Origin of the sequence: Rhodococcus sp. KBS0724 (assembly GCF_005938745.2) — a bacterium.
Classification (GTDB): domain Bacteria; phylum Actinomycetota; class Actinomycetes; order Mycobacteriales; family Mycobacteriaceae; genus Rhodococcus_F.
The window spans coordinates 3818353-3831238 of the sequence record NZ_VCBX02000001.1 but is presented as its reverse complement, the minus strand read 5'-3'; the positions used below and the strand labels follow the sequence as shown (position 1 = coordinate 3831238).

At 59.9% G+C, this 12886-nt stretch carries 10 protein-coding genes; 4 read left to right on the top strand and 6 right to left on the bottom strand.

The annotated features are described in order from the left end of the window. Positions 1–6: 6 nt before the first annotated feature. The 3 genes from FFI94_RS17515 to FFI94_RS17505 all read right to left on the bottom strand — a co-directional run bounded on the left by FFI94_RS17515 (position 7) and on the right by FFI94_RS17505 (position 1822). Complete coding sequence (locus FFI94_RS17515; RefSeq protein ID WP_138868959.1) at positions 7–618, bottom strand: glyoxalase; 612 nt, start codon at positions 616–618, stop codon at positions 7–9. Between the two features lie 127 nt (positions 619–745). Next, a complete protein-coding gene (locus FFI94_RS17510; RefSeq protein ID WP_138868958.1) occupies positions 746–1333 on the bottom strand; it encodes a DinB family protein in 588 nt (195 codons plus the stop codon). Between the two features lie 63 nt (positions 1334–1396). Beyond that, complete coding sequence (locus FFI94_RS17505) at positions 1397–1822, bottom strand: nitroreductase/quinone reductase family protein (protein WP_138868957.1); 426 nt, start codon at positions 1820–1822, stop codon at positions 1397–1399. 102 nt (positions 1823–1924) lie between these two features. On the opposite strand from FFI94_RS17505, the gene FFI94_RS17500 reads away from it, so the two are divergent. From FFI94_RS17500 to FFI94_RS17485, 4 genes are all read left to right on the top strand, one after another. Then, on the top strand, positions 1925–2338 hold the full coding sequence (locus FFI94_RS17500) for a metalloregulator ArsR/SmtB family transcription factor (RefSeq protein ID WP_138868956.1): 414 nt from the start codon (positions 1925–1927) through the stop codon (positions 2336–2338). After that, the gene (locus FFI94_RS17495) at positions 2335–3348 is read left to right on the top strand and encodes a cation diffusion facilitator family transporter (protein WP_138868955.1); all 1014 of its coding nucleotides are present in this window, start codon (positions 2335–2337) and stop codon (positions 3346–3348) included. Before FFI94_RS17500 ends, FFI94_RS17495 begins: the two co-directional genes overlap by 4 nt. Before the next feature lie 86 nt (positions 3349–3434). Continuing rightward, complete coding sequence (locus tag FFI94_RS17490; protein ID WP_260684176.1) at positions 3435–6596, top strand: multicopper oxidase family protein; 3162 nt, start codon at positions 3435–3437, stop codon at positions 6594–6596. 146 nt (positions 6597–6742) lie between these two features. Then, positions 6743–8086, top strand: coding sequence for an HNH endonuclease signature motif containing protein (locus tag FFI94_RS17485; RefSeq protein WP_138868953.1), 1344 nt, complete (start codon positions 6743–6745; stop codon positions 8084–8086). A gap of 122 nt (positions 8087–8208) precedes the next feature. Here the strand turns inward: FFI94_RS17485 and FFI94_RS17480 are convergent, their stop codons facing one another. Genes FFI94_RS17480 through FFI94_RS17470 form a run of 3 tightly spaced genes read right to left on the bottom strand, consistent with a single transcriptional unit; the run spans position 8209 to position 12691 of the window. Beyond that, complete coding sequence (locus tag FFI94_RS17480) at positions 8209–9180, bottom strand: antibiotic biosynthesis monooxygenase (RefSeq protein WP_138868952.1); 972 nt, start codon at positions 9178–9180, stop codon at positions 8209–8211. Then, positions 9177–11870, bottom strand: a complete 2694-nt coding sequence (locus FFI94_RS17475) for a molybdopterin-dependent oxidoreductase (RefSeq protein ID WP_138868951.1) — start codon at positions 11868–11870, stop codon at positions 9177–9179. The genes FFI94_RS17480 and FFI94_RS17475 overlap by 4 nt, the downstream gene beginning before the upstream one ends. Further along, entirely contained in the window at positions 11867–12691 is an 825-nt protein-coding gene (locus tag FFI94_RS17470; protein WP_138868950.1) for an FAD binding domain-containing protein, read from the bottom strand. Before FFI94_RS17470 ends, FFI94_RS17475 begins: the two co-directional genes overlap by 4 nt. Positions 12692–12886 lie beyond the last annotated feature (195 nt).

Below are 12886 nucleotides of genomic sequence, written 5' to 3'. Positions count from 1 at the left end.
ATTCTTTCAGGCGGGGTTGGTGTCCCAGACGAAGCCGTCAGGATCGGTGAACGGCTCCCCGTCGCCGGTGATGACGATCCGGTGCGATCCGCTCCCGTCAGGAGAGACACCCGCATCCTTTGCCAAGGCCTTCCGTCCGTACAGGGCAACTGTGAGCTTGGTCGGCGGCGCTGTGAACTGGACGTATTTGCGTCCGTAGCTTTTCGACACCTCGAGGCCGTGATCTACGTAGAACTGCTTGCTCGCCTTGACGTCGTCGACACCGAGTAACAGCACGAGGTCGTCGATCTCCCGGGTGGCCGGTCCGGTGTTCTTCTTCGAGGACGTCGCAATTTTCCAGATTGCGCCGTCCGGAGCCTGTACAACACCGCCGTATCCCCAGAAAGACTTTTTGACCGGCTTCAGCTCAGTGGCGCCGCCAGCGAGAGCCGCACCGACAAAGGCGTCGACGATATTCGGCTGCGACACAACCAAGGAAAGGGTGTAGCCGCGGAACCCGGTTGTCGGTGTCTGCGACGCTCGTACGTGCACGCGGTCTCCGACGCCGAAGGCTTCGTAAAAGGATTGGGCGGCTGCGGGATCGGGGACCTCGAGGATCACGGACTCTGCAGTGGTCATCTTGGCGCTCCTCGTTGATGTGCGAGCGGACTGGGGATCACGTGGTGAATTCATGTCTGTAACGGTAGTTTCGGTGCGGCAATCGACGCTTCTCGATTCCTGATCGGTTTTGAGTGTGCTCCGGGCTCTACGAGTTTGCCGGGAAAGCAACAGATCTGGTGTGTAGGTAAAGGTCGCGCAACAGGGCGACTTCGGAAAGATGATGGATCAGCTCGCGGTGGATATGCAGCACCAGATCGGCCATCGACAATTCGGGGTATGGCTCCTTCGCTCCGACTGGTTCCCGGAGTTCGCTCTCGCCGAGGTTCCGCACTCCGGTCAGCCAGACATCGAGCTGCGCCTCGAGTTGCTCTAGAGCCTCGGACCCGGTGCGCGCGTACTCCCAGGTCTCGTACGAGGCGGCAGGAGTACCGAAGTGTGATGCATTGCGCGCAGCAAGTACACCGACAATGACGTGGCCGAGTCGCCACGCGATCGTCGTGAAAGGCGGCGGGACCGGTTCGGGAAATGCATAGTCGATCGTGAACTCTCCAGCCCCGACGTGCATCGGTGCCGTCGATTGGCCGCGAGGACGCACACTCCAGGGTTTGGGCACCGGGGACCAGAAGTACTCGTCGTCGGTGAGACCGTCGAGTCGAGATTTGATCTGATGGTTCCAATGGAATTCCCACTGCTCGCGAAGTGTTCGATTCCAGTCGAAGTCACAGGCGTCCATGTACTCACTCTGCCCGGTCTTCGCTCCGTCTGTCAGGAGTTTGGCACCGGGCAGAGTCGCTCGTTACGCGCGTCGGAGAGCAATCACGGGAATGGTGCGGATTCCAGCCGTCTTTTCTGCGTATTCCGCAAAACCGGGGTACCGCTTGGCCTGCTCGTCGAAGATTTTGTCGCGTTTGTCACCGGTCACTTCGCTCACGGAAACCGAATACTTTTCCGTGCCGACTTCTACTTCGGCGTGGTCCGTCGCTGTGAGGTTGTAGTACCAATCCGGATTGGAGGGGGCGCCGGCCTTGGAGGCGAAGACATAGATGGCGTCTGGGTCTTGCTCATCTGCCAGATACATCATCGGGCTGACGAATTCGCGTCCGGACTTTCGGCCTCGATGGTGGACCAGGACCATCGGCGCGCCTTCGAACGGGCCGCCCACGTGACCTTCGTTTTCTCGGAATTGGGTAATGATGTCTGCGTTCCAGTCGTCAGTACTCATCGTCGTCTCCTGGTTGAGTCTGTGGGATTCCGGCACCAAAATCTTGGCACACCTCATCGTGTGCGGGGTTACGTTCGGAGATGGTTGATCTATTATCTACGCATGAACGCAGATAGTCAGATTTGTCGGCGGAAGCTTCCCGATGATCAGGTGGATCTCGTCGTCGAGGTGTTCCGGATGCTCGCTGACGCGACGCGGGTGCAGATTTTGTGGGCGTTGGTCGATCGAGAATGCTCGGTGAACGAACTGGCGGAGCGTGTCGGAAAGCCCGCACCGTCTGTGTCGCAGCACCTGGCGAAACTGCGGATGGCTCGATTGGTGCGAACCCGTCGTGAAGGCACCACCGTGTTCTATCGCCTCGAGAACGACCATGTGCGCCAATTGGTTACCGACGCGGTCTTCAATGCCGAGCATGCGGGTCCAGGCTTGCCGGGGCATCACCGCACCGCCGGAGAACTTCGGGAGATACATCCGGAGCGCGCATCGCTCGCTAGTGAGGAAGAGGGGGCGTCATGACGCACGAACCCCGCGTTGGGCACGGGCACAGCCACAGCCATTCTCGCGGTGGATTCCGGTCTGCCGTGCGCGATGTGTTTGCCCCACACAGCCATGACGCAGCCGACAGTGTCGACGACGCTCTCGAATCGAGCGAGATCGGTATCCGAGCAGTCAAGATCAGCTTGGTGGCGCTGGGAATCACTGCTGCGGCGCAAGTGGTGATCGTCGCGATCTCCGGGTCGGTGGCACTACTGGCAGACACCATTCACAACTTCTCCGATGCGCTCACCGCGATCCCGCTGTGGATTGCTTTTGCACTTGGACGACGAGCGGCAACCCGCCGCTATACCTACGGATTTGGCCGAGCCGAAGACTTGGCCGGTCTGTTCGTCCTGGCAATGATCGCGCTGTCGGCGGTGATTGCGGGCGTCGAGGCAATTCGGAGGCTCGTCAATCCGATCGAGATCGATCATCTGGGATGGGTCGCTGCCGCAGGTCTGGTGGGCTTCATCGGTAACGAACTAGTCGCGTTGTATCGGATCAGGGTCGGTCGGCAGATCGGTTCGGCTGCACTGGTGGCTGACGGATTACATGCTCGGACAGACGGATTCACGTCATTGGCAGTTCTGCTCGGCGCAGGGGGAGTGGCGTTGGGGTTTCCGCTTGCCGACCCGATCATCGGGCTGGTCATCACCGCAGCAATAGTTGCCGTGCTCCGCAGTGCTGCCCGTGACGTGTTCCGGCGTCTCATGGACGGCGTCGAACCGGAGTTGGTGGATGACGCTGAAACCGCTTTGCGCGGGGAACCTGGTGTTTTAGGGGTTCGGGGTTTGAAGATGCGGTGGATCGGTCACCGGTTGCATGCGGATGCAGAACTCGACATCGATCCTTCTACGAGTCTTGCGGAGGCCCACGCGATTGCGCACAGCGCCGAACACACCTTGACGCACGCAGTTCCGAAGCTGTCGTCCGCGTTGGTACACGCGTACCCCGCCCACGCATCGCTCGACAGGCATACAACAACATGACCGCTTTGTTCTAAATATTCTGTTCACTAGGGGTTTCCTCGGTACGCTACGAATCGTCGATCGGACGTATCTCACGCCGCCATGGAATGGGGAAACCAGTGATCGTTTGGTGCAGAAGGTCGCTAGTCGCCCTGGTAGTGGTGTCTATGACGGTGGCCTTGGCTGCGTGTGCAACGAATGATCCGGTATCGGGTGCAGGGGGTAATTTCGGTTCGGACGGGGCGCCGGTCGACTTTCGGGAACCGGTCAAACTCAGCAGCGTTGACGGGGTTCTCGAGGTGCGATTGTCTGCGCACCAGGGATCGGTGCCGCTCGATACTGCGTCGGGGACGGTGTCCGACTTCCTGCTTTTCGGATACGACGTCATTCGTGGCGTGGCGTCCGACGGGTCGAGTTCCGGAACCGATATGTATCCGGCCCCGACTTTGCGGGTCAATCCTGGCGAGCGCTTGATCGTCCACTATGACAACGACCTGCAAGGTCTCGCTATCGAGGATTTCTACGATCCCGCGTTCACCCCGGCAGGTGGTGACGTCCCGATCTATCCTCCGGTACTGACGTCTGCGCCGCTCAATCTGCACACCCATGGCGTGCATGTCAGTCCTGACGGCAATGCCGACAACGTGTTGCTCAATATTCCGGCGGGGCAGGGGAATGTGTACGACTACGCGATTCCCGGGTCGATGCCCAACGGTTTGTACTGGTACCACAGTCACCGCCACACGCTCACTGCTCAACAGACATACATGGGACTCGCGGGACTGCTGGAAATCGGCCGCCCCGACGGCAATCTGCCCATAGTGACCGCCAACGACATACCTATTCGCGATATGGCACTGCAGTACAACTTCGTGTTCGACCGTAAAGGCAAGGGGCGGAAGCTCAATGACGCGATGTGGCCACAATTTGTCAGCACCTTGGAGCCGCCGACGGGTACGGAACTTGCCGACGGCACTTACCGCCCGAGTCTCGCGCCGGTGAACTTCCCGGAAACCACGGAAGGCTCACAATATTTCACCAACTGGTACAGCGGGCCATTGTCACCGGCGAACCACCGTGGCCAGAATCAATTTGTCCCCGCCAATCTGCAGAGTTTCGTGGGCGAATCGATAAACGTTCCGGCCGATCCGTCGTTGCCCGACAATCAACGCGACGTGCAGTACACCGTGAACGGTCAGTTCCAGCCTTCGCTGAAACTGAAGCCGGGTCAGACCGAAATCTGGGTGCTCGCCAATATCAGCGACTTTGCCTACATGCCGGTGACGTTGACGGAAACCGCTACGGGCAATCATCCACGGTTCGCGATAGTGGGTCAGGACGGAAATCCGTTCTCCGAGGTCAGGCCACCGGTGGATGGCGACGGGACGCGGCTCGTGATTCCGCCTGCATCCCGGTATGCGATTGCAGTCACGATGCCGGAGTCCGGTGATCTGGTGCTGGAAATGCCGCCACTCGACGGTGCAAAACCGGTGACCAATCCGGGGATTCTCTACACCAACAACGGCACCGACAATCCGCCGGCCGAACTCGGAACCGTCACCGTCGACCCGTCGGTGATCAGTTACGCCGACGGATTCTTCACGTTCCCGACTCAGCAGCTGATTCGAGCAACGCCAGACGAAGGTACAGGCAAGACAACACCTTTCGAGTTCGGGCAGAAACTTGATGCCTACACGTCTTTTGTGGATACCGCCGTGGTGAATCCCGATGTCACCCGTAACCTGACCGTCTCGGGTGGATTCGGCAACAACAAGGCCAGCAACAGTGATCCAAAAGCCTTCACGTATGAGTTCGCCGACAACACCTTCCCGAACATTCCCCTGATCCAGCCGCGCCTGAACTCGGTCGAGGAATGGATAATAACGAACCTCAACAACGACGAGCATCCAATGCACATTCACGTCAACGACTTTCAAGTGATGGAGGTAGTGGATCCTGTTGCCGGGACTACAACTGGGGTGCAGCCGTGGGGGATTGACAACGTCAACGTGCCGGCGCCTGTGACTGACGAGAATGAGAACGCACTGGTACCGGCATCGGTGACGCTGCGAACCAAGTTCACCGAATACACGGGTACCTTCGTCATCCATTGCCATCGGCTCAATCACGAGGACAACGGGTTGATGGCGACGGTCAACGTGATTCCTGAAGTGTCGACCTATGCGGTTGCGGTGCCCGGCTCGCCCGGTGTGCCCGCAACCGTGCAGATCTTCGACGCGAATGGCGATACGTTGCTCACGACCGTGACACCGTTTTCGTCGTTCGAGGGGACTCCGAGCGTGGCAATGGCAGACGTCAACGGTGACATGGTGCTCGACCTGATCGCTGGAACCGGCGCAGGCGCGGCACCGGAAGTGGTGGTGTACAACGCGGTCGACGGACCACCATTCACCGACGAACTGGCACGCTTTTCGCCCTTCGATGCCGGATTCCGTGGTGGCGTCAACGTCGCCGGAGTCGATATCGACGGAAATGCATTGGCGGACAACATTATCGTGGCCTCCGGCCCAGGAATGGAATCGCAGGTCAAGATCTACTCCACTGTGCTGCCGACGGACAAGAAGTCGGCGCCTGCGGAATTCGGATCGTTCACCCCGTACCCCGGCTCGAGTAGTGGAGTGACCATCGCGACCGGGATGGTGGACTCGCACTCCGGCCGGGCCAGTATCGTGACAGCTCCGGGACCTGGTGACGAGCCGTTGGTGAAGACACTCCGGTACGACCTGTATGAGCCCACAGCGGCATCTACAGGCGCGTCCGACGAGCATGTAGGTCACTCGGATGGGCCGGTGACTACCTCGCAGTTCCTGGCGTTCGATCAGAGCTATCGAGGCGGGGTATCACTGTCGACAGGGTGGGTGGCCGGTGCGGAGGGCGGTGCAAAATCCATAGTTACCGGGATGAGCGGGGGAGATGGAACAGTGCGAATTTTCTCGAGCGGATCACGGCTGGACGGATCGCCTGAGATGTATCTCGAAAGCCCCGACCATCACTCCACCGATGTTGCATTTCGGGAGATCGCGTCCTTCAGCCCGTTCGAGGGGGCCTCGGGTGTGAGCGTTGCGACTACCAGCACCACAACGGGGGCGGATGTGTTGATCAGTGGCAACAACGGAATCAATGCTGAAGTTCGGAAGTTCTCCCTGGGACGTGCTGATCCGTCTGCGACGACGCTTACCCCGAGCCTGACCGGAGTATTGCCGACCTATGCGAACGGGATCGGAGCGCTACCGCTCGGGGGTCGCTAGTGTGTGGCCGGGCAGTTCTGGTCTGACCGTCGAATGCTGTTGTATGTCACAAGGTGTCGAGCATTCGTGGGCGGAAACCTGTCCGAAATATCCCTTGAATCGAATGGATGTTCGAGTATAATTAGGTCACGGGTGGGGAGGCCTTGATGACCATAGTTAGCGATTCTATTGCGGTGGGGGATGTTGTATCAGGTTCGGCTGTGGGTGTGCGCGGCAGGTTGTGGCGGTTGCGTCCGTCCGAGGTTCGGGACGTGGCCGTCAGTGCATCGGCGGAAATTCTTCGGTTGGAAGCGATTCGGGTTGCCGCGGTCGACGAGCTAGCACTCAATCCCGACGAACAAGTGCTCTGCTACCGAGGTGTGGGACGGTGGTTGGCGGCCAATACGATGCTGCAGAACGCGGCCGGCAACAAGATTGCTGCTCTCGGTGCCGCACTGCGGGTGTTCCCGGATATTGCTGCGCAGTTCGAGGCCGGTGACCTTTCGCTCGATCATGCGGCGTTGATCGCCGCGTTCTGTGAATCTCCACCAAAGGGGATGCCGGACATCGCGTTGACGCCAAGTATGAAAACCCTTCTCGCCGCCGCATCCGGGGTAGAGGCTACGACTGTCAAGGTGCGGTATGCGATCGCGGTTTTGGAGCGGATTTTCGAATCCGACGAACCCCCGCCCGGCGAGGATAACGATCTGAATGCGCTACGGATCGCGCCGACATTGAATGGTCGGGTCGTGATCAAGGGCGATTTCGATGCGTTGACCGGTGAGATGTTGTTGTCGGCGCTGTCGGGGTTGTCGATGCCGAAACCGGCGGCGGACGGGACGCCGGATGCGCGGTCGGCAGCTAAACGTACCGCCGATGCTTTCACGGAGTTGATTCGCCGGTATCTGGATAATGCTGTCACCGGGGTGGATGGTGGTCAGCGTCCGCATGTGAATGTGCACATCACTGCGAAAGACCTTGCGGAGCATCGGGAATGTGCGACCACACGAGCTGGCAACGATGACTCAGCAGATGAAGATCGCGATTTCGAGGATCTCGATGTCGGATATATGCCCTGGATGGGGCCGCTGAGTGTGAGCCGCACCCGGATGCTCGCGTGCGATTGCATGCTCTCGACGGTGTTGATGGACGGCAAGGGCGCACCGCTGGATGTGACTCCGCTCAAGCGTCTCGTCACGGCTGAGCAACGTATCGCGTTGATTGCTCGGGACAAGGGTTGCGCGTTCCCGAACTGTGACGCCGTACCGGCGTGGTGCGACGCGCACCATATAAAACCGTGGTCAACAGGCGGTTTGACGGTGATGGACAACCTCGCTTTGTTATGTCGGAGCCACCACACGTTGATTCACAGCACCAGTGGGTTCCGCGGAATCTGGGCGATCAAAATGGGCGACGATCACAAACCCTGGTTCATCCCACCGTCCGCGATCGACCCGAAACAGCGACGCCGACGCTCCACCACCCGGCAAGGCCCCGTCCACCGAGACTGAACCCGGCTGCGCCGGAACCACAGACTGCGTGCAAGCTTCGCATCACCAGCCAAACGATGCGAAGCCCACACCCATGCGCGGGTTCGGAAGCCCGTGGCGACACTCGCAGAAGGAATCTCGAATCAGGGCAGCGACCAGATCTGCGTGGTAACCAGATAGAACACCACAACCCAGAACACTGTCACCGCTGCGACAATCGCCAATCCCTGAGCGTTAGTCTTTGCGACTGGCACCCCCGCCGGCGGACGCAACCAGCGGCTCAACAGACGGTTCACGTAATAGGGCATCGTGAAGAAACTCATGATGAAGCTCGAGAGTAGGTTTCCCACCAACAAACCAAGCCAGAGTGGCATTTTCAGTGGTGACAATGCCAAGGTCAGCAAAACGACAGTCGGGTACAGGCCAACCCACACCGCGATCGCCGTCTTGGTGTCCGACGGTGGCGGGGCTTCGTTGCCGTTCTCGTCGAATGCAAACCAACTGCCGAATGAATTGTCGACGGTGCGCAATTCGAAGTCGTGGAACCGGCGACCCTCGGCGAGGAGTTCCTGACGCTGCGGGGACGTCAACCAGGTATCGAGGTGGGCGGCGCTGTCGAAACGATAGAGGGTGGTCCATTCGTCCTGGACGCCGTCGACGGGTCGGAAAAGTTCCGTGCCGCGGAATCCCTCGAATGTGCTTTCCACATCTCGAAGGCGGTCTTGCCACGCGAGAAATTCCTCGACGTTGTCATCGCTGACCCGATGTGACACGACGACGGTGAGGAGTGGATCGGGCGGTTTGATGCCGCCACTCACTACTTGTTGGGTGCCGGGGCCGTCGAAGAACCGGCGTCCGCGTTCGAGGAAATCCTGACGTGTCGCGCTGTTGATCCAGGCCTGAACATGGGCGATAGAGTCGAAGCGATAGACGATCACCCACTCCGGGTGGAAGGCCGTAGGCGCGGACACTTCGGTGCCCAGAAATCCGGGGTAGCCGGCGGCGGCACGGTTGAGGTCCTTCTGCCAGACTTCGAACTCCTCCGCCATGTCGGCGTGGACGCGCTGACCGATGATGACTGTGGCGATGTTGTCGGCGGATGTCTCCGCGGTCATGGGTTCAGCCCCGTGTAAATCCGTTCAGGGGTGAGGGGAAGTGAACGGAATCGGGTGCCGGTCGCGTTCTGCAGAGCATTCGCGAGGGCGGGAGCCACCGGGTTGATGCAACACTCCGCCATGCCTTTCGAACGAAGGGGGCCGACGGAATCGGCCGAATCGACGAGGATCACCTCGGTGCGAGGAATGTCTGCGTACGTGGGAATGCGATAGTTTCGCAAATTCGGGTTCATCATTGCGCCGGCGGCGTCGACATGGAAGTTCTCGGTGAGTGCAAAGCCGATTCCTTGCGCGACACCACCTTCGATCTGGCCTCGAACTTGCGCAGGATTGATGATCACACCCGCGTCGGTGGCATGAACACTGGACAGTATCCGGATTTCGCCGGTCATCCGGTGCACCGCGATTCGGAAGCCGTGCGTATTGGAGACCACGCTGCGCGGCGATCCGTACGCCTTGCGGGCCACGGTAAATCGGATCCCGCGTTGCTTGGCTGCGTCGAGGACTTCCTGCAGAGTCAATCGTGTACTTGCGCAGACGATCTTGTCGTCGTCCATCGAGCATTGATCGACGGCAACGCCAGTGTGGTGCGCGGCAAAAGCAAGTAGACGATCTCGCAACGCATTTGATGCGCGCAAGACGGCGTTGCCCGCAACAAAGAGGCCGGCACTGGCAAAAGCGCCGGTATCGAAACCGGTACGGTCTGTGTCCGACTGGATTATTCGCACCCGTGACGGTGTGGTTCCCAACTGATTCGCAGCGATCTGGACGTGGGCGGTGGACGTGCCTTCGCCGAATTCGACTGTGCCGATGGCAAGTTCGTACACACAGTCCTCCCCGAGAGTGAGCCAGGCTTCCGAGATGTGTTCAGTGGGGGGAGCGGTTTCGTGTAATGAACTGGCGGTGCCGGTACCGATGAGCCATTCCTCGCCGAGAAACGGAACCGGTGTCCGGCCCAGTGCGGCGTCAACCAGATCGATGCACTGGCCGAGTCCGTCTTCGGTGAAGATGACGTCGTCAGGTCCGTCCTCGAGTGCGACGAGCGAATCGCCTGGGCGGACGATGTTGCGTCGACGCAGTTCCAGCGGGTCCAGGTTCAATGCGATAGCGAGTTCGGTCATCGCCGATTCCACGGCAAATGCTGGCTGAGTCATGCCGTAACCGCGCAGGGCTCCACTCGGAACGTTGTTGGTGTAGACGGAATACGCGTCGAACTTCTTGTTGGCGCATCGATACAGGGAGACGGCAGCCCCGCCGGCGAACAACGTTTCACCGCCGTGGTTTCCGTAGGCGCCGGTGTTGGAGATGTTGCGGTACTGAAATGCGGTCAGGGTCCCGTCTGCCGTGGCGCCCAATTTGATTGTCAATTTCATCGGATGTCGCGGAGACGCGGTGGTGAATTCTTCCTCTCGGGTGAACTCGAAGCTGACCGGTCGGCCCGTGTCCAGAGTTGCCAGTGCAACGAGGTCTTCTGTGATCACCTCTTGTTTTCCGCCGAATCCACCGCCCACCCGTTTGCAGAACACGCGAAGCTGATCCGGGCGCAGATCGAAGAGATGGGAGAGTTTGACCTTGGCAATCGACGGGGACTGCGAACTGGTGCGCACGTGCAGGCGTTCGTCTTCCATCCACGCGATGGAACCGTGCGTCTCGAGGTGAGCATGTTGGACTCGGGGTGAGAAGTAGGTGCCCTCGTGGATCACGTCCGCTGCTGCGAACCCGGCATCGACATCGCCGACGTGCCCGTGAATCTCGAGCAGGATGTTGTGTTCGGGGTCGCGGACAAACGGGTCGTCCGAACCGTGCAGTGCTGGCGCGCCGTCGGCCATCGCCTCCTCCGGATCGAAGACAGCCGGGAGCACCTCGTACTCGACCACCACTTTGCGGCAGCCTTCTTCGGCTGCGGCAATGGTGTCGGCAAGCACGGCCACCACGCGTTGCCCGACGAATCGCACCACGTTGTCGAGGATGTAGGTGTCATCGGGGTCCACGAGGTGGTCCGTATGGATAGCCGTCGTGAAACGCTTGCGCGGCACGTCTTTCCAGGTATAGACACGGTGCACTCCGGGGACAGTGAGGGCCGCGGCAGTATCGATCGAGGTGATGCGCGCGTGGGCATGAGGTGAGTGCAGCACCTTCAGATGCAGCATTCCGTCGATCGTTGTATCCATGGTGTACTCGGCGCGGCCGGTTACCACATCGGTAGCGGCAGGCGCGCCGACGCTTGTCCCCACCGCTTGCCCGGGTAGTGCAACCTCGATCGCGCTGACTCCGTTGACGGCGTCCTCGATAGCTCGATAACCGGTGCAGCGGCACAGGTTTCCTTTGAGAGCGCGCGGCAGGTCCTCTTTCTGGGTGTCGGTCAACGCTGCCGACGTCATGATCATGCCGGCAGTGCAGAAGCCGCACTGAAAGCCCGGGGCGTCGCGGAATTGTGCCTGCATCGGATGCAGATTTTCCGGAGTACCGAGGCCTTCAATTGTGGTGACATCCCGACCTTCGGCGCGAAAGGCGGGGGTGATGCAGCTGTGGATCGGAGCGCCGTCCAGCCAGACTGTGCAGGCGCCGCAATCGCCCCCGTCGCATCCCTTCTTCACCCCGTGATGTCCGAGGGTTCGGAGGAATGTGCGTAGGCATTGCCCGGGAAAGGGTTGCTCGCTGAAGTTTCTGCCATTCACCACATAGCTCATAGCCGGTCCTCACTCAGTTCCAGGCGCAGCTCTTCGGCGTAATGCCGGGCAAGGTGAAGGCGGTGGTCAGGCGTGCCGTTCGGGTCGTCGAACCAGGCAGTTTCAGGAATGGCATTGATGACGTGCTGTAGAGAATCCCGGTCCGGGAGAGTGGCAAATGACAGTTGGATCGGTCGGGTTGTTCCCGCGGTGATGGTGAGCAGGAGATCGGTAGTGCCCGGCGTCTGAGTGGCGATCATGAAGATCGTCGAACGGCCGAGATGGGTGAGACTGAATCGGCGGTGGGCGTGACGTTTGGTAAGCGTACGAAGTGGAATGTCGATGCTGCGAAGCACCTCTCCGGGTTCGAGGATGTTCTCGTGATCTCCGATGACAAAATCGGCTGCGTCGACAACTCGTTCAGTCCCGTTCGTAGCCCACAGTGTGTATGTCGCCTCGAGTGCGACGGACAGGGTGATCATCGGGCCGGCAGGCAACGACATGCAAATGTTGCCGCCCACCGTTGCGCTGTTCCAGACCTTGAACGAAGACAGGAAGTACTCACAGCTGGTACGAAAGAGTTCGGCCGCTCGCCAATCACTGGGCGCTACAAACGTATACAGGTCATGGATCGTGCAGGTGGCACCGATGGTGAGACCGCTCGTGTGAGGTTCCAGCGGCGCCCAGCCCAGCGTTGGCAGATCTAGAAGGCGATTCAGGTCGGGTTGTTCTGCTGAAAACAACCATGTCCCACCGGCAAGCCACGCGTCGCCGACCCGCCAGATCGCACCGGGGCGTTCCGGTGGTCGCCGAACTACGTCACTGATGGTGGTGAGGTCCATGCGTCGTGCTCCCCTCGGGGACGTGACATACCGGATTGCGACATTACCGAGTACACGAGACGCATTCACATGTTTCGCCTATTTCAGGCAAATCGGAATGAAGACCAACTGGTCGGTGCATGCGATTTCAGATTTTGGGTACGTCTGAGTACGGGGCGGGTTCCGCCTCTTGTATTTGCGAGCTCAGATAAGGAC